This window comes from Pantoea sp. S61, from assembly GCF_016625145.1.
GTDB lineage: Bacteria > Pseudomonadota > Gammaproteobacteria > Enterobacterales > Enterobacteriaceae > Pantoea > Pantoea rwandensis_B.
In genome coordinates this window covers 135,954-154,536 of sequence record NZ_JACVUO010000003.1, presented here as the reverse complement: position 1 = coordinate 154,536, position 18,583 = coordinate 135,954, and the positions used below count along the sequence as shown (strand labels likewise).

The 18,583-nt window shown below is 53.0% G+C and carries 15 protein-coding genes; 6 read left to right on the top strand and 9 right to left on the bottom strand.

What is annotated here, in order from left to right:
• The first annotated feature begins 108 nt into the window (after positions 1–108).
• Complete coding sequence (locus IAE30_RS08735; RefSeq protein ID WP_071845615.1) at positions 109–279, top strand: YlcI/YnfO family protein; 171 nt, start codon at positions 109–111, stop codon at positions 277–279.
• 430 nt (positions 280–709) lie between these two features.
• Here the strand turns inward: IAE30_RS08735 and IAE30_RS08730 are convergent, their stop codons facing one another.
• On the bottom strand, positions 710–1,159 hold the full coding sequence (locus IAE30_RS08730) for a nucleotidyl transferase AbiEii/AbiGii toxin family protein (RefSeq protein WP_081946731.1): 450 nt from the start codon (positions 1,157–1,159) through the stop codon (positions 710–712).
• Positions 1,160–1,475: 316 nt separating this feature from the next.
• Here IAE30_RS08730 and IAE30_RS08725 point away from each other — a divergent pair, with 316 nt between their 5' ends.
• Complete coding sequence (locus IAE30_RS08725; protein ID WP_200679251.1) at positions 1,476–2,135, top strand: DUF1345 domain-containing protein; 660 nt, start codon at positions 1,476–1,478, stop codon at positions 2,133–2,135.
• 3 nt (positions 2,136–2,138) lie between these two features.
• Here the strand turns inward: IAE30_RS08725 and IAE30_RS08720 are convergent, their stop codons facing one another.
• Entirely contained in the window at positions 2,139–2,447 is a 309-nt protein-coding gene (locus IAE30_RS08720; RefSeq protein WP_038647003.1) for a hypothetical protein, read from the bottom strand.
• A 109-nt stretch (positions 2,448–2,556) separates the two neighbouring features.
• On the opposite strand from IAE30_RS08720, the gene IAE30_RS08715 reads away from it, so the two are divergent.
• Both IAE30_RS08715 and IAE30_RS08710 read left to right on the top strand, forming a co-directional pair.
• On the top strand, positions 2,557–2,835 hold the full coding sequence (locus IAE30_RS08715) for a VF530 family DNA-binding protein (protein ID WP_038647005.1): 279 nt from the start codon (positions 2,557–2,559) through the stop codon (positions 2,833–2,835).
• A 204-nt stretch (positions 2,836–3,039) separates the two neighbouring features.
• The gene (locus tag IAE30_RS08710) at positions 3,040–4,461 is read left to right on the top strand and encodes a cytosine permease (RefSeq protein WP_200679250.1); all 1,422 of its coding nucleotides are present in this window, start codon (positions 3,040–3,042) and stop codon (positions 4,459–4,461) included.
• 36 nt (positions 4,462–4,497) lie between these two features.
• Here IAE30_RS08710 and IAE30_RS08705 read toward each other — a convergent pair whose 3' ends face one another.
• Positions 4,498–5,049, bottom strand: a complete 552-nt coding sequence (locus tag IAE30_RS08705) for a YbhB/YbcL family Raf kinase inhibitor-like protein (protein ID WP_200538524.1) — start codon at positions 5,047–5,049, stop codon at positions 4,498–4,500.
• Positions 5,050–5,161: 112 nt separating this feature from the next.
• Between IAE30_RS08705 and IAE30_RS08700 the strand changes: the two genes are divergently transcribed.
• Positions 5,162–9,751: an ATP-dependent helicase gene (locus IAE30_RS08700; RefSeq protein ID WP_200679248.1), complete on the top strand. Its 4,590-nt coding sequence runs from the start codon at positions 5,162–5,164 to the stop codon at positions 9,749–9,751.
• Here the strand turns inward: IAE30_RS08700 and IAE30_RS08695 are convergent.
• The 4 genes from IAE30_RS08695 to IAE30_RS08680 form a co-directional block, all read right to left on the bottom strand.
• Positions 9,748–11,847, bottom strand: coding sequence for an FUSC family protein (locus IAE30_RS08695; RefSeq protein ID WP_200679246.1), 2,100 nt, complete (start codon positions 11,845–11,847; stop codon positions 9,748–9,750). The two genes, IAE30_RS08700 and IAE30_RS08695, sit on opposite strands and share 4 nt — an antisense overlap.
• Before the next feature lie 349 nt (positions 11,848–12,196).
• Positions 12,197–13,312 (bottom strand): beta-propeller fold lactonase family protein, encoded by a 1,116-nt coding sequence (locus IAE30_RS08690; protein ID WP_038647012.1) that lies wholly within the window; start codon positions 13,310–13,312, stop codon positions 12,197–12,199.
• Positions 13,313–13,321: 9 nt separating this feature from the next.
• Complete coding sequence (locus IAE30_RS08685; RefSeq protein WP_038647014.1) at positions 13,322–14,665, bottom strand: enolase C-terminal domain-like protein; 1,344 nt, start codon at positions 14,663–14,665, stop codon at positions 13,322–13,324.
• Entirely contained in the window at positions 14,643–15,998 is a 1,356-nt protein-coding gene (locus IAE30_RS08680) for an MFS transporter (RefSeq protein WP_045833417.1), read from the bottom strand. Before IAE30_RS08680 ends, IAE30_RS08685 begins: the two co-directional genes overlap by 23 nt.
• A 224-nt stretch (positions 15,999–16,222) precedes the next feature.
• Here IAE30_RS08680 and IAE30_RS08675 point away from each other — a divergent pair, with 224 nt between their 5' ends.
• Entirely contained in the window at positions 16,223–17,260 is a 1,038-nt protein-coding gene (locus tag IAE30_RS08675; protein WP_200538529.1) for an NADP-dependent oxidoreductase, read from the top strand.
• A 47-nt stretch (positions 17,261–17,307) separates the two neighbouring features.
• Here the strand turns inward: IAE30_RS08675 and IAE30_RS08670 are convergent, their stop codons facing one another.
• Both IAE30_RS08670 and rluF read right to left on the bottom strand, forming a co-directional pair.
• The gene (locus IAE30_RS08670) at positions 17,308–17,457 is read right to left on the bottom strand and encodes a hypothetical protein (protein WP_156102798.1); all 150 of its coding nucleotides are present in this window, start codon (positions 17,455–17,457) and stop codon (positions 17,308–17,310) included.
• Between the two features lie 108 nt (positions 17,458–17,565).
• Positions 17,566–18,447, bottom strand: a complete 882-nt coding sequence (rluF, locus tag IAE30_RS08665; RefSeq protein ID WP_038647020.1) for a 23S rRNA pseudouridine(2604) synthase RluF — start codon at positions 18,445–18,447, stop codon at positions 17,566–17,568.
• Between the last annotated feature and the right edge of the window lie 136 nt (positions 18,448–18,583).

Genomic DNA, 18,583 nt, shown 5'->3' with positions numbered 1-18,583 from the left:
AGAGCAGGGATCTGTTTTTTGGTTTATTTACATCTGCTTAGGGCCAACCTGAGCAGATGCTTAATCAATACAAAAATAAACTTGTGAGACAACTGACCAGGGATCACCATGGATAAAATGACAAACTCCAAAACCCGAAGAAAACATATTCGTTTCCCACATCTGCTGATTGATCAAATCGAAGAGAGTATGAAGAGCGAAAACATTCAAAACTTCTCAGCCTGGGTTGTCGAAGCCTGTCGTCTGAAAGCGCGGGAAGCTGGCAACGCAAAGAAGTAATTCATCATTTCCCGTCGGTGGCATGTTGTCATCGCTGACGTGTAGCGGACGGGAAACCTCATCTGACTGACTCTTCACATTTTCATTTCACGTCTTTGTCCGATGCCAGAAACCGTCGCATCAGTGGAACACCATAGAGCATATTCAACTCAACAAAACACTCGCATTTCCCAGGGGGGCATCTTAACTTAGCCAGATAACCAAAGGGCGCATAATGTATATTATGTTAAATTACGTATCAGAATGCGCACCAGAAGCTGTACACCATGCTCACCCGCTCTCCACTGTCTTGTCCTGTCAGACTGTCTCGACTGCTAATCGACATCCTGCTGATCGTTTATGGCAATACAGGAAATGGTTATTTCCCCGCACTGACCTAACCGGCTTCAATTGCGTATAAGCCATCAAACCTCCCATGCTGTTCGATGGCTCACAGAGTAAATGACTCATCATGGGCTTTACCTCTCAACTCGTTTTGTAGAGACACGAGTAGCGACGATAACCGACCGCTGGCATAAGTGATGAATTCTGGGCGCCCCAATGTACGGTCAAAAACCTGCTGTGGCAGGAATCTTTTCATCTCATTGTAAAAGCGGCCATCACCTACAATTGCACCAATGCTTTGAATACGTTGTGCCAGCAATTCATCATAATGCGGGATTTTATAGTCATTGATTTTTTTCTTAACTAAATCAATTTCATAAACAGCATTCTGTTGCATTAGCCAGGGCAAATCCCACAGATCGCGGTAACGAATATACCTTGTGGTTGCGGCGAGAGAGATAAGTTTGTCACTCATAATTTCGTTGAGAGATTCACACATAACCAGCGTATCGCTGTAACCATCAGGCAAAACGCTGTAATTGCGTGTCAGTGACATGGGTTTTCTGGTGTGTAGCCTTCACGTAGACTTAGTTTTTTCTCGCTGATACTGTCCAGCCTAAGCGAGATATCAATCCGCCTTCAAAAATCGTATAAATCACCATCAGATTAAGGCGTCGCTACGCCAATCTTTAGCAATAATCCCTCACATGAAATCTCAGAATTCACGTAGCGACGTCTGAGAATGCAGCGTTCGGCCAGCGTCTTAAACCGACAATCATTCAAATCCCGATAGGATTCGTAACAGCTATCTCAGGCGTTTTTCCTGCCATCAACTACAGTTAACTGATTCAAACCCCAGCAAAAAAGACATCATGCCCTTTTCTCTCACCACACATCTGTTCGCGCGACTACGTCTGTTAATCTCGATTGTTGCCGGTGTTGTCTGCTATTTCTTACTGCCTGCAAAACTGGGCGAGTTGCAACGCGTGTTGATTGGATGGAATGGGCTGGCGTGGCTTTATCTGTGGTTTATCTGGTTTCGCATGCTGCGTACCGATGCTGGCGAGATCAAGCGTATCGCCCAGATGCAAGATCAGAGCGCCGCGTTGGTCTTGGGCATGGTCATTGTGGCCTGCATGATCAGCATCGTTGCGATCATGAGCGAACTCCCGGCACTAAAAACTCTCAATGGCACGCCGCGCGTATTACATCTGCTATTAACCGCGATGACGTTGATTGTCTCCTGGGCATTACTGCCAAGTTCATTTGCCATGCATTACGCACACCAACACTATTTGCGTCGCACTCAGGATGTCACCCCCATGATTTTCCCGGAAAAACCGGACGAACCGGCTTACTGGGATTTCCTCTATTTCTCATTCACCATCGCAGTTGCATCGCAGACAGCTGATGTGGCAACCGGTACCACCGAAATGCGCAAGCTGGCGCTGCTGCAATCGGTGATCTCGTTTATTTTCAATCTGGCCATTCTGGGATTGTCAGTGAATGTCGGCGCCGGATTGCTGAGTTAACCCTTAACGACGCCCTTTATTAATTGAGGCAGACCAGTTGAAGTCACTGACTTCGCTGGCAGATTGCGCTTCAGGTTTCTTGCGGCGCGTCGGTGTTTTTTTGGCTTTGTCCGCTTTGGCTTTTTCTTTGGCTAGCTTGATGGTCATCACTTGCTGACGCGCGTCTGCGGTATATTCTTTCTCTTTCTTCGCATCAGGCTCTTTACCGCTGCGCTGGCGATGTTTTTCCATTAACCCTTTGAAGATCTCATCCACTTCAATTCGTTCGGCTTCATTAAACTGATCGATTGAAATCATTTTCTTATCGCTCATCGCGTTATTTCCTCAGTAAATGGCTAAGCTCAAGTCTACACCATTGCTGCCGGCGCGGCTTTCTTGTAATCTTGCCCGCCAATCATCCGCCTGCCAATTAGGACGTAATATGACCGCTCACTCTTCTAAAGATCCCATGCACGGCGTGACGCTCGAGATGATTGTTAATGCGTTAGTGGCACATTATGGCTGGGTCGAACTCAGTAAACTCGTCAATATCAACTGCTTTAAAAACGATCCCAGCGTAAAATCCAGCCTCAAATTCCTGCGCCGCACACCCTGGGCGCGTGCTGAAGTGGAAGCGCTCTACCTCGATTCTCTTGAGGAACCCGCCAAACAAGATTCGGTGGAAAGTGGCTTTAATCCCTGGACCCAGGGCCACAAATAACCACAGCGACTGACGCTCTGCTCGCCCTTTCCTTTTGGACAACCTTGCCAGCGTCATCACATTTTCCAATGACAGGCTGCCTTGTAACTTCGTTTCTCGCGTGACAATATCGATACATGTATATACATGTATCGCCCATTGCAAACACACCTGATAAACAAAAATAACATAACGCACTGCGTTCATTGTTTCAGCGAGGAAACTATGTCAGCCGAATCACCTGCAGTCGATTATTCAGGCAGAGAAAACCAGCGCCTGTCTGAAACCCGCTCCATCGATTACATTCCGCTCCGCGAACGCCATGGCCACCCTTTTAGCCAGTTCACACTCTGGTTTGGTGGTAACCTGCAAATCACCGCCATTGTCACCGGAGCCCTCGCCGTGGTGCTGGGCGGCGATGTGGTCTGGTCGCTTGTGGGTCTGTTGGTGGGCCAGATTATTGGTGCCGCCATCATGTCGTTGCATGCTATTCAAGGCCCGCGCCTGGGCTTGCCACAGATGATCACCAGCCGCATGCAGTTTGGCGTGTATGGTGCGGTGATCCCGCTGGTACTGGTATGTATTATGTATGTCGGATTTTCGGCCAGCGGCACCGTGTTGGCCGGTCAGGCACTGGCAAAGTTGATTAATGTTAGCAACGCGACCGGGATGGTCCTGTTCAGCGCCATCATTGTCGTGATTGCGGTGCTTGGATATCGAGTGATTCACAAGCTGGGTAAAGTGGCGAGCGTCATCGGGGTGCTGGCTTTTGCTTACCTGTTTATCACCCTGCTTTCCACGCATGATTTGTCCGCCGTATGGCAAAATCAGCACTTCACGATTGCCAATTTCCTGCTGGCCGTTTCGCTATCTTCTTCCTGGCAGATAGCATTTTGCCCCTATGTCTCTGATTATTCACGCTACCTGCCGGCTAACGTATCGGCGAACAAGCTGTTCAGCTCGGTGTTTTTCGGCACCGTATTAGGCACACAGGCCTCAATGACGTTGGGCGTGATTGTGGCGGCTATTGCAGGAAAGGCGTTTTCCGGCAATGAAGTGGGATATATCGTTGGTCTTGGCAGTAGCGCGACTATGGCAATGGTGATCTACTTCGCTATCTGTTTTGGCAAGATTACCTTCACTACCCTGAATGCTTACGGCAGCTTTATGTCACTCACCACTCTTGTGTCAGGGTTCCGGCAGCAAACGTCTCTCAGTCGTGGCGGTCGTATTCTGTTTGTGGTGCTGATGGTCACCATAGCCTGCATCATCGCACTGATCAGCGAACCTGCCTTCCTCAAGTCGTTTACCCATTTCCTGCTGGCCTTCTTTGTTCCGTGGAGCGCAATCAGCCTTACCGATTTTTATCTGATCACCAAAGGACGCGTCGATATTCCGGCACTTTCACAACCTGATGGCCGTTACGGTCGCTGGAACTGGGTTGGGATTGTGGTGTATTGCCTGGGCGTATGGGTGCAGCTGCCGTTTATTGATAATCCGCTGCACCATGGCTCATTAACCTGGATATTTGCGGGTAATGATGTGTCGTGGATTATTGGTTGGTTTGTCACCGCATTGATGTGGTTAGCTGCACGTCGGTGGGATCGCCGTGGCACGCTGGAAAGATCGATCCACCCTGCGGAGTGACGTTGTCACGGCCGCCTCAACTGGCGGCCGTATCACTTACTTATCGTTAGTAAATCGCCCCACAATGGTGGCAGCCCCCAAGGTATGGCCTTTCAATTTGGCGATCAACTCATCATGTGTCAGTCCGCCAGGCAATTGATTTACCGGCAAATCTGTAGCCACCATCACGAAGTTATAATGATGTATGCCACTTCCCACCGGCGGGCAAGGACCGTAGTAACTTGTGGTGCCCGGTGTATTCTTACCTCCGGTGTAACCTTCGCCTTTACTCAACTCACCCTGCGCAAACTGCGTGCGATCCGCCGCGATGTTATAGGCCACCATATGTGTCACGCCTAACCCTTTTCCCCCTACGGGATCGGTCAGCATCAGTGCAAAACTGCGGGTGCCGGCGGGTGCATTCGACCAGCTCAAAGCCGGCGACACATTGTCGCCGGTGCATGACGGGTTACTTTTGTTGTTGCCTGCAAAGGTTTTATTCAGCATGGCACTGTCGTTAAAATCCGAAGATTGCAGCGTAAAGACCGGGGCAGCCAGCACGCTTCCCGGAAGCAGCGCCAACAATAGTGCGCGTTTGAACATCACCATTTCTCACTCCTGTTGATGAAAAAATCAGCCAAAACATCAAGTATATAACCTGATCACATTCATGCCGCAGGCTACACTGCTGAAAGTCCTCTTTGAAACCCAGGAGCATTGGATGCCAGCCTCTTCACTCGCGTTGTTTACCGCTGCCACGCAGCAATGGTTTCGCGACACCTTTCGAGCGGCGACGCCCGCACAACAGGAAGCCTGGCGAGCCATTTCGAGCGGTAAAAACTGTCTGGTGATTGCACCTACTGGTTCTGGTAAAACGCTGGCGGCATTTCTCTATGCGATTGATGCCCTGTTTCGTGAACGCAGCGCCGGAGATCTCCCCGAACGAAGCCACAGAACACGCATTCTTTACCTCTCTCCGGTGAAAGCGCTGGCGGCGGATGTTCAGCGCAATCTGCAACGGCCTTTAGCGGGGGTGGCTGAAGAGCGGCGCAAACGCGGTGAAGCCGAGATCACCCTGGAGGTGGGCATGCGATCTGGCGATACACTCAGCAGCGAGCGGACAAAATTACAGCGTCGCCCACCGGATATTTTGATCACCACGCCCGAATCTTTATTTCTGATGCTGACATCAAAAGCCCGCGACACGCTGCGTGGCATCTCTACGGTGATTGTTGATGAAGTACATGCCATCGCAGGCAGTAAACGTGGCGCACATCTGGCGCTCAGCCTTGAACGGCTGGATGCGCTGCTGAAGCACCCTGCGCAGCGTATCGGCCTCTCCGCCACGGTAAAACCACCTGAAGTTGTCGCACAGTTTCTTGGTGGAAGTCGCGAAACACTGATCGTTAATCCTCCCGCTCAGCGCCCATTAGCGTTAACCATTAGGGTGCCTGTTGAAGATATGACGGATATTCAGCAGCGCCCCGATAGCCGTTCAGTACAGGATGCCACACTGTCCGCGGGATCCATCTGGCCACATATTGAAGCCGGGATTCTGGATGAGGTGTTACGCCATCGCGCCACTTTGGTGTTTACCAATTCTCGCGGGTTGGCTGAAAAACTTACCGCGAGGCTGAATGAACTCTACACGCGTCGTCTCGGAGAAAAGCCCACTGCGCCAGAAGCATCCTTTGCCTACGGTTCCTTTACTGGCGGCACAGAGAAACGCTCCGTCAAACCGAATGACTTATTGGCTCGCTCCCACCACGGTTCTGTTTCTAAAGAACAACGGCTGGAAATTGAAAACGCGCTCAAAGCGGGAGAATTGCGCTGCGTAGTCGCCACATCAAGCCTGGAGCTGGGGATCGATATGGGCGATATCGATCTGGTGATTCAGGTGGGTGCGCCGCCTTCGGTTGCCAGTGCACTCCAGCGCGTGGGCCGCGCAGGTCATCAGGTTGGTGGCACACCCAAAGGTATCATCTGGCCGCGAACCCGACGTGATTTGGTGGATGCGGCCGTCATCGTCGACTCGATGATGGCGGGTGAACTTGATGCGATAACGCTGCCACACAATCCGCTGGATCTGCTGGCTCAGCATACGGTCGCCGCCGCCTCAATGGACACGCTGGAAATAGACAGCTGGTTTGAACTGGTGCGGCGCGCAGAACCATTCAAAACGTTACCGCGTAACGCATTTGACGCCGTATTGGATATGCTAGCCGGGCGTTATCCTTCCGATGATTTCGCCAACCTGCGCCCCCGCATCATTTGGGACCGACAGAACAATACCCTCACCGGGCGGCCTGGTGCGCAGCATCTGGCCGTCACCAGCGGTGGCACCATTCCGGATCGCGGCATGTTTAGCGTTATGCTGCCTGAAGGTGAAGAACAGACGGGGGCACGGCGCGTCGGGGAACTGGATGAAGAGATGGTTTATGAGTCGCGGATTAACGACATCATTACCCTGGGCGCGACATCATGGCGCATTCAGCAAATCACCCACGATCAGGTGGTGGTGGTGCCTGCACCGGGCCGTTCAGCACGTTTGCCCTTCTGGCATGGCGACAGCCTCGGCCGTTCAGCGACTCTGGGGGAAGCGATTGGCGGCTATTTACGACACGCCAGTCATGAGGTGTCACTGCCCGGCGACAGTCTTGATGCCAATGCCCGACACAATATTAAAAGCCTGATCGCAGAACAAATTCAGGCAACCGGCGAGTTGCCCACCGACCGCAGCTTGTTAATTGAGCGTTGCCGGGATGAAACCGGCGACTGGCGCGTGATCCTGCACTCTCCTTATGGGCAGCGCGTGCACGCTCCCTGGGCGCTGGCGGTGGCAGAACGCATTGGCCGCATCATGGGGATCGATCCGGCTGTGGTCGCCAGCGACGATGGTATCGTGGCAAGCTTCCCCGATAGCGACGGTCGGGTGCCGGGTGCCGAGCTCTTTTTATTCGAACCGGATGAACTGCAACGCATCGTCATGGCATCAGTCGGGCATTCGGCACTGTTCGCCGCTCGTTTTCGTGAATGTGCTGCCCGTGCCCTGCTACTGCCACGCCGCAATCCCGGCAAACGTTCTCCTCTCTGGCAACAACGTTTACGCGCGAGCCAGTTGCTGGAAGTGGCGCGTCAGTTTGAAGACTTCCCGATCCTGATTGAGACGGCACGCGAATGTTTGCAGGACGTATACGACCTGCCTGCGCTGCATCACCTGATGGCGCGATTACATCAGGGTGATGTGCGGTTGACAGAAGTCACCACCGAAACGCCCTCGCCGTTTGCCGCACCGCTGCTGTTTGGCTATGTCGCCGAGTTCATGTATGCCAGTGATGCACCGCAGGCAGAACGACGCGCTTCAATGCTGGCGCTCGACAGCAATCTGCTGAGTGATCTCCTGGGTCAGGCGGAGATGCGTGAGTTGCTGGAACCCGCCGTGATTGCACGTGTTGAACAGGAGTTACAGCGTTGCGTGGCGGAGTATCAGGCGCGCAGTATTGAGGCTCTGGTGGATATGCTGCGCGAACTGGGTCCGTTATCAACCGAAGAACTTGTTGCACGCTTCAATGGCGATGAGCCCCTTGAGCCCGGCTTACACGCGCTGCAACAGGCACAGCGGATTGTCAGTGTGACAATTGCTGGTATCGCACGCTGGGCAGTGGCTGAAGATGCGGTGCGTCTGCACGATGCGCTGGGTTGCGTGTTACCTGCAGGCCTCCCGGCTGCACTGCTCGAACCGGTCGTCCGTCCATTGCAGGATCTATTGGGGCGCTACGCCCGCACCCACGCCGTATTTTCCAGTTTGCAGGTGGCTCAACGTTTTGGCCTCGGCCGCGCCGTTGTGGATGAAGCTTTGGATCAGCTTCGCCAGCAAAATAAGTTACTTAAAGGTGATTTTCTCGCCTCTGGATCTGATGAGTCCGCGCAGTGGGCAGCAGAAAGCGTGTTTCGCCGCTTGCGTGTGCGATCGTTACAGTCCGCACGCGACGCCACTCAACCCGTTGCACCGGCTGCATACGTGGCGTTTCTGCTTGAGCGCCAGGGGCTGTTGAGTGATGCGAGCGCGCGTCAGACACAAGGCGCTTTCTCCGGTCTGAATGGCGTAATGAGCGTCGTTGAACAACTGGCAGGCGTGGTGCTGCCGGTATCACTGTGGGAATCGCAAATCTTCCCTGCACGCGTTCGGGATTATAAGCCAGCCATGCTGGATGAATTGCTCTCATCGGGAGAGGTTATTTGGGTCGGTCATCCCTCATCAAACCTACAGGACGGCTTGGTTTCCCTGCATTTAAGTGAATTCGCCAGCGAAACCTTACCTGCCCTGGATGATTCGGTGACGTTGTCACCTATTGAAGGTAGATTAGTGGCGCTGATGCAGGACGGCGCGGGTTGGTTCGTCAAACAACTGATGCCTCGCATCACTGAAACCATGGATAGCATTGAACTGATTGAGCCGACAGACGTGTATCAGGCTCTTTGGCAACTTATCTGGCGCGGAGTCCTGACCATCGATACCTGGTCGGCACTGCGTAATCTCAGCCAGATTGCCAGCACGCCCAAACCGCGCCCTGTTCGTGCTCGTCACGGACGGCACAGTCGATCCAGTTTTGGCGCCAGCCGCCCGGTCGAATCACGACTCTCACTTCACGCTATGGCCGGTCGCTGGTCGTTGATTCCTCGCCAGCCGATTGCCGACACCGAACGCGCGCTGTCAATGGCAGAAAATATGCTCGACCGATTTGGTGTCATCACCCGAGGTGCCGCAATCGCCGAACAGATTCCCGGTGGTTTTCCGGCGCTACAACCGGTGCTGCGCGCTATGGAAGATGCGGGCCGACTGTTGCGCGGGCGTTTTATTGCAGGCATGGGCGCCGCGCAGTTTGCTGATAACTCTGCTATCGATCGACTGCGTCAACTCGATGCCGACAAGTCAGCGCGGCATGCCCCCGTTGTGCTATCAGCCATTGACCCTGTCAATCCCTTCGGGTTAACACTGCCATGGCCGATCAGTATCACGGGAACCAAACCCACGCGCCGCGCGGGTGCTTTCGCGGTGATCGTCATGGGTCGCGTCATGCTTTACCTGCCACCCGGTGGCAAAGAGTTGATGACTTTTCATGCGCAGGACAGCGACGAAGATCTTCATGCCGCACTGGTTGCGCTGGGCCAGGCGTTAAGCCGCGAAAAACATCTTAATTTCACGCTGGAACGGATTAACGATCGACCCGTCGGACAATCCAACCTGCTCGCAGCGTTAAAAGAGGCGGGTTTTTCCCGTGTCCCCAAAGGTTACAGTTGGTACGGTTAATAAGCGCGCTGACGATAATCCTGCAGTTGCATTCTTTCCAGCTGGCGCGGCGTGGCAACGGGCCACGCTTGCTGCGGAAACAGGTAAAGACGAATGCTAAACAGATGAAACAGCGGTGTGAGCAACCCATCATCCTGCTTTGCCAGCCGTTCCAGCAGCAGCAACAGCCAGTCGAGTTCATCCAGCAAATCCTGGTGTGGTCGGGTTTGCAACGATTTCAGACGCCGTTTCAGGAACAAGGCGAGCTCGTGAAACATCTGTCCACTGTCCAGCTGATGTTTTGCCAGCAGATCTTTGTGTCGGGCGTAGTAGTCAAAGCTGTTCACGCCCAGCCACACCTCCGTTAATAACATCCCGGCGGTCGACATATCGGGCTGTGGATCGAGCCGTAAACGGGGTAACACCACGTTGACCTTATCCAGCATCAAACTGATAAAACGTTGTCTGCCAAGCAGTGACGACCCCGTACGTTCAAGCTCTTTAATAAAACGCAACAGCTCACGTAAGCCCTGACGAACCGCGCGCCGCGCCGTCCATGAAGGACGTTTGTTACGCATCAGCACGGTGGCTATCACGGCAAAAAGTACGCCCGTCAGTGATGCAATGGCGTTGTTAATGAGCAGGACCAAATCGGGTTTCAGATGATGGCCCAAACCGATAAAGCCAGGAATCTGGATAGCCACGCTGATGCCAATCATATTGGTTGAGGGACGTGCAATCATCAGGCCGAGTATCAGCAAGCCCGGCACCAGACAAATAATCAACGCTTCAAATGAGGTCGCCTGCGGCAACAGCAACGCCACATAAATCACGCTGATAACAATGGCGACAATCACACCACGCACGAACAATTTCATTGAAGTCAGAGGCGTATCCATACTGGCAAAAAGCGAACTCAGGATGGCAGCCATCACCGGTGCTGAGGCCCCATCGTGCCACCCCGTGCCCATCCACAGCAAACAGGAGCCAAAAATCGCGCAAAAGGCGGTTAAAGCAGAAAGCCTGATCAGCCCTTTGTCATAGAAACGATGAGTGCGTTTACCGCGTGCGGGTGTGGTGTCGCCCGAGAGATCGCTGACCAGCCCGCCGACACTTTGATACGCGCCTGCAATGCGTACAAAGTCCGCCATGCGCTCCAGCAAACCGGTAAACAGCAGGCAATGTTCAATCGGCAACTCCCCGCCACGCCAGGCCTGGTAGATATCATTCTGACAACGGCTTAATTCCAGCTGGATACCGCTGGTTTCGCCAACGGCTTCACCATCGTTAAGCCAGTGCAAAAACAGACGAAACGCCACCGCGACGTTGTCCGGGAACGTAATCTGCAATGCCGATAAACGCTGCAGACGCAACTCAATGGCGGTGAGCGTAGGGATTAAATAAGAGAGATGTTGATACTGCACGCTGACCAGACGAATCAAACGGCGCGCGGCATCACCCTCGTAAACACAGTGCGTAATCAGAATTTCCACTTGCTGCGGATTGGTCGCCATACGTGTCAGAATGTCATCGCGCTCGGGAGACTTATCGCCCGGAATACCTGACAGCAAATCGTGGCACAGCTTGCGCGCATTCAAATACCACTGGCTGACACTCTGTTCCAGCAAACTACGCATCGAGACTGGAAACAATAACGCATGCACCAGGCTGCTACATACTGTGCCTACCGCGATCTCTTCAATACGGGATAACACGGTATTGGTGATCGACAGCGGCGTCATCACCTCAGGAAATCCCATGATGGCAGCGCTATAACCCGCCAGCATGAACACATAGCTTTTCGGCGTGCGATCGTGCAGGGAGAGATACAGGCACACACTGACCCACAGCGAGATAACAAAGCTAAAAAGTAAGGGGTGTTCAACAGTGACGGGAAAAACAAAGAAGATAAACACGCCGCCTAACAAGGTGCCGAGCATACGAAATAGTGATTTCGAAATGGTGGACGCAGAGTAAAGCTGAGAGGCAATGAAAACCGTGGTAATGGCCCAGGCGGGTTTATCCAGGTTGAGTTCCAGTGAGAAGTACAATGCCAAAAAGGCAGCCAGACAGGTTTTTACAGCAAAAAAAACGGCGTTTTTTGAAAACCACTGCATGACAGTATTGAGACCAGACGGCACTAAGTGCGGCGTATCCTGCCAGAATATTCAATCTACTCACGGCGATAAATATGTCAGGTTGTTACAGCATCAAAATTGGTGATATTGGCAGGTAATCAATAACAGGGTAATTATTAAGGGTTACTAATGGACTAAGTGCGAATTCAGCCCTTTTTTACAGAATCTCTCTGATTTATAAGCCTATTGCTTCACAGCCTGTCATCAGTCAGATAAATGTGTTCTGGATCACACTTTTCTAAATAACCTCAATGATTACAACGGCTCCATAAAAACATTTCGCGCAATCTGGCGCACAGTGTTGCGCCAGATCATCGCAGGGTGAAACTCAGTTACTCACCACTGTTACCCAGTTCGCATCTTTGCCGGCAGGCGCTTCACTAACACGTTTCAGCGACCCACTTTTGGCATCAATGGCATAGCTTCCTGTCACCGCGCTTTTTTCACCGCTGGCAATCAACCATTTTCCGTCTGCCGTAATAGCAATACTGCGAGGCTGCTTCTCAACCGGCCAGCTGCCAATCAGCGTCAGTTTGCCACTGTGTGGATCAACGCGGTAGCCACTCACCGTACTGCTGGTCCGTTCGGTCACATACAGGAAGTGACCGTTTGGCGTCAGATGAATATCGGCTGACCAGATCCGTGGCGTGGTATCGCTATAGCCCGCTGGACGCTCACGCCCATGTTGCAATTTATATTCCTCGGCTACTGCATTGGCTGTTTCACTGACTTTGACCAGTTCGCCGCTCGGTTCACGGCGGAACTGAGTGATGATGCCGCCCATCTCGCCGACGTTATACAGATAGCGCTGATCCGGCGATAAGACCGAATGACGCGGGCCGTTTTCATCGGCGGTTTTCACATAACCGTTACCCAGCGCGCTGAGTTCCCCCTCCTCATTCAATTTCAGCTGTAACACGCGGTCAGTGCCGAGATTACCGACGTAGGCGGTTTTACCGGCATCATCAACAATGACCGAATGTGCCGCATGACCCGTCTTGTAACTGCCAACCGGCGGCGCTATCACCTTGCCATCTTTGGCTAGCCGATAGACATGCACCACATCGCCATCGTAGGAGGCGCCCAACAGGAATCGCCCTTGCTTGTCGGTGCTGATGTACGGATAACTGGCGGTAGCAGGGACTTCAGCTCTCTGATGAAGATCGCCGGTGGCGCGATCGATCTGCCAGCTCACCAGTTGCAGTGGCTTGCTGCGAATGGCCGCATATAAATGCTGGTGGTCGGCACTCAGCGCCAGTGGCATCACTTTGCCGCCGGCCTGGGTACGACCTAGCAGTTGCAATGCACCGGATTGTTCATCCAGTACGTAGCGCGCGATGGTGCCGTCATCGGCTTCTGAGACGTAAACAAAGGTTTTTGCCAGCAATGGTGCGCTGAGCGCCATCGCCGTGAGTAATGTGGCTATCTGAAAGGTTTTCTTCATTTAATTTCCTCAGCGAACCAGAGCCGGACGTTTTGCGTCAAAACGCCAGTTATCAATCAAAAACTGCATGCCAAGTGCATCGTTGCGGTTCTTATCAGGCAGTGCGTTGTAGAGTGCATGCGCCTGTTCGACGCGCGCCATATTCAGTTCGATGCCCAATCCTGGGCCTGGCGGCAGCTCCAGGTAGCCATCACGGATTTGCGGTGGCTGGTGGCTGAGTTGCTGGCCATCTTGCCATATCCAGTGTGTATCGAAGGCGGTCTGACGATCGCCAGGCGCTGCGGCACCAAGATGGGCCACCATCGCCAGGGAAACATCAAAGTGATTATTGGAATGGCAACCGGTAGTGAGGCCCCATTCGTTACACAGTTGCGCGACGACGTTAGCGTTGCGCATCGTCCAGAAATGGGGATCGGCAAGCGGGATGTCGATGGCGTTGAGCTGCAGAGCATGCTGCAACTGCCGCCAGTCATTGGCGATCATGTTGGTCGCCACCGGCACGCCAGTGGCGCGACGGAACTCGGCCAGCGTTTCACGCCCGGAATACCCCTGCTCTGCGCCACAAGGATCTTCCAGATACGGCACTTTGCCTGCCAACTGCTTACCAAAGCGAATCGCTTCATCCAGCGACCAACTGGCATTTGGGTCCACGGTGACGCGAGATTGTGGATACCGCGCCAGCAAGGCCTCCACGGTTTCGACTTCCTGCTCGCCATGCAGGACGCCGCCTTTTAGCTTGAAGTCACGAAAGCCGTATTGTTCTACTGCGGCCTCTGCGAGCCGCACCACTGCGGCACTGTCCATTGCCGCTTGATGACGTAACCGGAACCAGCCATCTGCTTCGTCATCACCCGAACGGTAGTGCATATTCGTGCGTTGACGATCGGCGATGTAAAACAGATAGCCCAACACCGGAATACGCTCTCGCTGTTTACCGCTGGCGAGCAGTTCTGCCACGGGCAGGTCGAGGAATTTACCCTGCAGATCGAGCAACGCTGCCTCAATGGCCGCTGCCGCGTTGTAAAACTTCTCTGGGTTCATCTGCGGAATATGAATGTCGTTGGTGTGCGAAGTCTGCTGCTGCCGCGTGTCGCTGGCAAAGAGTTGACTGAGCGTGGCGTTAGCGCGCATCAGCGAGCTGCCAATGATCAGAGGGCGAAACTGTTCCAGCAGTTGCAACGTTGAAGCGTGGCACGGTGTTTCCCCCACGCCGCTGTTGCCCGCTGAATCAGTCAATAGCACCAGAATACGGGTGAAGTAGCAGTTATGCGCCCCGCCGATGTTCAGCAGCATGCTGTCGTATCCGGCAACCGGAACGATGCGCATTGATTTAATGACTGGTGTGTCGGACATGGTTTCTCTCCGTGTGACCGAATGCAGGGGGAACAGGTTTGCGACGCAGCAGCAGCCAGACACCGGTGATAACCGACACGCTGGTCAGCGCATACAGCCCACCGGTGGTGCTGCCGGTATGAAGTTCAAGATAGCCAAACACGGTGGGTGCAAAGAAGCCCCCGAGGTTGCCGATGGAGTTGATCAGGGCAATGCCGGGCGCGGCGATCGAAGCAGGCAATTCGCTTTGCGGCATCGGCCAGAAAAAGGCCGCGCTGACTTTCGAGCCAATACAGGCGACGATCATCGCGACAAACCCAAACCAGGGTGTGCCGGTGGTCGCCATAAAGGTGCCGCACGCGGCAATCAGCATGGCAATGCCCAGCCCTTTGTCCAGCTTATCGCGATAGCGATCGGTGGTTTTACCCAGCAGGAACAAGGCCACAATGGCACATAACCAGGGAACGGCGGTCAGCAAACCAATCTCAAAACTGTTGTAACCCTGAATGCGCTGGATAATTTGCGGTAGCCAGAACACCAGGGTGTAACCGGTCATGGTCATGGTGAAAAAAATCAGGCAATAGAACAGCAAGCTGCGATCGCGCAATAAACCCCAGCGGCCATACTCTTTAGCATGTACGTCACGTGCTGCGTCTTCTAACGCTAACTGTGCTTGCAGCGCACGTTGCTCTGCTGGGTTAAGCCATTTGGCATCCTGAGGTTTTGAGACCAGTACCAGCGCGGCCAGCAAACCAATCACAATGGATCCCCCTCCTTCCAGGAACATCACCCATTTCCAACCAGCAAGCCCATTCACTTCATGCAGCAGCAGAATCGCGCCGGTTAGCGGACCGGAAAACAAGAAGGCGCTGGCGGTGGCACTCAACACCATCGCGGTGGCACGACCTCGCCATGCGTTAGGCACCCACTGGCGGAAATAGAACAGCACGCCAGGAAAGAACCCGGCTTCTGCCACGCCTAATAAAAATCGCAGTACGTAGAAGTGTAGCGGTGTGCTCACAAAACCGGTTAACACCACCACAATGCCCCAGGTGATCATGATGCGCGTCAGCCACACGCGTGCCCCGAGCTTTTTTAACATCATATTGCTGGGGACCTCGAACAGCGCGTAGCCAATAAAGAACAGGCCGGCACCCAGACCAAATGCAGCAGCACTGATACCCGCATCAGTTTGTAATTCAGCTTTGACGAATCCGATGTTGGCTCGGTCGATCTGGTTAACAATCAGCATCAGCGCCAGCATTGGAATGATACGGCGGAAAAACTTAGCGATTGCGGAAGCGATATGCGCGTCGTGATCTGCTGCTAAATCATAAGATTGTTGAACCGTCATGCGTCACCTATTGGGTTAATAGCATCGCTATAGGTATACGCAGTCGATTAAAGAGCGGTTATGTGAGAATGCCCGAGACCGTTTGTGCAAATGTTGAAGGGGGTTTTATGTTCAATGCGTTAGCGGTTTTCCCAGCGTAAAGTTTTGTCTGGGTTTGTGCGCTGGCTCACTGGGGAGAGGGTTTCAACTACACTTGCCTGATTCAATTGAGTAAAGAGGTTTACATGACGCAATCACCTGACAGCAATCAAGCGTGGCTACTGGCATCGCGCCCGGATGGCGAACCGGTTAAAGAGAATTTTCAGCTTGTCGAACAACCTATTCCCTCCATTAAAACGGGTGAAATGCTGCTGCGCACGGTTTACCTCTCACTGGATCCTTATATGCGAGGACGCATGGATGACAGTAAATCCTATGCGCCTCCGGCACAACTTAATCAGCCGATGGTCGGTGGTACCGTCTCCCAGGTGGTTGAATCACAGCATCCCGATTTTAAAACCGGTGATTGGGTGCTGGCAGGCAGTGGCTGGCAACGTTATGCCGTCTCGGATGGCAGCGGCGTGGCGAAAATCGGCGATCTGCCCCACCCATCCTGGGCGCTGGGTATTCTGGGAATGCCCGGCTTCACCGCTTACATGGGCCTGATGGACATTGGGCAGCCAAAAGCGGGAGAAACCCTGGTGGTCGCCGCCGCGACGGGCCCGGTGGGTGCCACGGTCGGACAACTGGGTAAGCTAAGAGGCTGTCATGTGGTTGGCGTTGCCGGTGGTGAAGAGAAATGCCGCTACGCGATTGAAAAACTCGGGTTCTCTGCCTGTCTCGATCACCATCGCGAGGATTTTGCTGAACAGTTAGCGAATGCCTGCCCGGACGGGATTGACATCTATTTCGAGAACGTTGGCGGCAAAGTGTTTGATGCCGTATTCCCGCTGTTGAACACCGCCGCACGCGTACCGATTTGTGGGCTGGTCTCAACCTATAACAGTGGCAAAACCCTTCCCGCTGGCCCTGACCGTACGCCACAAATCCTGAGTGGGATATTGAAGCGCAGAATCCGTATGCAGGGATTTATTATCTTCCAGGATTACGGTGATCGATATCCGGAATTCCTGCAGGCGATGACGCCGTTGGTCGAACAGCAGAAAATACATTATCGCGAGCACATGATTGATGGATTGGAAAACGCACCGCAGGCGTTCTTCGATATGCTGAAGGGCAAAAACTTTGGTAAGACCGTGGTCAAAGTGGCTGAAGAAGAGTGATGGGGGCCGGTTATTCTGAACATTCAATAACCGGCTTAATAGCGGCGCTATCGCTGTTTAACCTGCGGCAGCAAGAGTTCCGTCAAAATTTTATGACGCTGCGTTTTGGTCAGCCAAAACATGCGTGGAACCCATGCCGGACGCGGCTGAGCTACATAGAGATGCTGCATTTCATATAACCAGTTTGCGTTGTTCATTGTTCCCTCCTTTGTTAAGAAAAGTATGGAGGGATAAACACGGAACAAATAGTGAGAAGATTATAAAATTTGTTCCGGGTTTAATCAGTGATGGCGAAGCAATGGCGATTAGCGCCCTTTCTTCTTCCTGCCAGGCTGTGTGAAACGCTGACGACCTGCGGGTTTAGCTGCGGATTTATCTGGAATCTTTGCACCGTTCGATGCGACTTTTTTCGCCGCTGTTGCCGGTTTCTTTTTCGCCTGGCTTTGCTGCGTTTTTTGGTCTTCGGATGAAGAATCCTCGATCAAGTTAAACAACTCAATCAATTCGTCATCGGTTAAATCACGCCATTCGCCCAGCGGGATGCCTTTCAGGCTGACATTCATGATGCGGGTACGTTCAAGCTTTGTGACTTCGAAGCCAAAATGCTTGGTCATTCGGCGAATCTGGCGGTTTAGCCCCTGAACCAGGATGATACGAAACACAAAGGTCGACTCTTTCTTCACTTTGCATTTTTTGGTCACGGTACCCAGCATCGGCACACCCGCCGCCATTCCGGCGATAAACTCGTCGGTGATCGGCTTATCCACGGTCACCACATACTCTTTCTCGTGGTTGTTACCGGCGCGCAGGATCTTATTGACCAGGTCACCGTGGTTGGTGAGGAAAATCAGACCTTGTGAGTCTTTATCCAGACGGCCGATCGGGAACACGCGTTTACTGTGGTTAACAAAATCACCGATGTTATCGCGCTCACCCTCTTCCATCGTGGTAATAATGCCCACGGGCTTGTTGAGCGCAATCAGCACTAAATCTTCTTCGTTACGCGGCTCGATCAACTGCCCATTCACTTTCACTTCATCCCCGGCAAAGACCTGTGCGCCAACAGTCGCGCGCTTGCCGTTAATAAAAACGTTGCCTTGTTCGATGTAACGATCGGCATCACGTCGTGAGCAGATTCCGCTCTCGCTAATGTATTTGTTCAGGCGCGTGGATGAGTTGGGCAGCATGGTTCCTCCGAAAAAAAACGGACTATACAACAACCTTAGACGTTGTGTAAGACACGGTTAAACATCATTGTTCCAGCTTGCAACCTCATCACCGTTTGGTAACAGCACACTAACATTGTGGTTGTTCCTCAGGAAT

Excerpts from the sequence above, each read along its gene's own strand:
- IAE30_RS08735 (WP_071845615.1), top strand. The coding sequence starts at position 109 with ATGGATAAAATGACAAACTCCAAAACCCGAAGAAAACATATTCGTTTC.
- IAE30_RS08730 (WP_081946731.1), bottom strand. The coding sequence starts at position 1,159 with ATGTCACTGACACGCAATTACAGCGTTTTGCCTGATGGTTACAGCGAT.
- IAE30_RS08725 (WP_200679251.1), top strand. The coding sequence starts at position 1,476 with ATGCCCTTTTCTCTCACCACACATCTGTTCGCGCGACTACGTCTGTTA.
- IAE30_RS08720 (WP_038647003.1), bottom strand. The coding sequence starts at position 2,447 with ATGAGCGATAAGAAAATGATTTCAATCGATCAGTTTAATGAAGCCGAA.
- IAE30_RS08715 (WP_038647005.1), top strand. The coding sequence starts at position 2,557 with ATGACCGCTCACTCTTCTAAAGATCCCATGCACGGCGTGACGCTCGAG.
- IAE30_RS08710 (WP_200679250.1), top strand. The coding sequence starts at position 3,040 with ATGTCAGCCGAATCACCTGCAGTCGATTATTCAGGCAGAGAAAACCAG.
- IAE30_RS08705 (WP_200538524.1), bottom strand. The coding sequence starts at position 5,049 with ATGGTGATGTTCAAACGCGCACTATTGTTGGCGCTGCTTCCGGGAAGC.
- IAE30_RS08700 (WP_200679248.1), top strand. The coding sequence starts at position 5,162 with ATGCCAGCCTCTTCACTCGCGTTGTTTACCGCTGCCACGCAGCAATGG.
- IAE30_RS08695 (WP_200679246.1), bottom strand. The coding sequence starts at position 11,847 with ATGCAGTGGTTTTCAAAAAACGCCGTTTTTTTTGCTGTAAAAACCTGT.
- IAE30_RS08690 (WP_038647012.1), bottom strand. The coding sequence starts at position 13,312 with ATGAAGAAAACCTTTCAGATAGCCACATTACTCACGGCGATGGCGCTC.
- IAE30_RS08685 (WP_038647014.1), bottom strand. The coding sequence starts at position 14,665 with ATGTCCGACACACCAGTCATTAAATCAATGCGCATCGTTCCGGTTGCC.
- IAE30_RS08680 (WP_045833417.1), bottom strand. The coding sequence starts at position 15,998 with ATGACGGTTCAACAATCTTATGATTTAGCAGCAGATCACGACGCGCAT.
- IAE30_RS08675 (WP_200538529.1), top strand. The coding sequence starts at position 16,223 with ATGACGCAATCACCTGACAGCAATCAAGCGTGGCTACTGGCATCGCGC.
- IAE30_RS08670 (WP_156102798.1), bottom strand. The coding sequence starts at position 17,457 with ATGAACAACGCAAACTGGTTATATGAAATGCAGCATCTCTATGTAGCT.
- rluF (WP_038647020.1), bottom strand. The coding sequence starts at position 18,447 with ATGCTGCCCAACTCATCCACGCGCCTGAACAAATACATTAGCGAGAGC.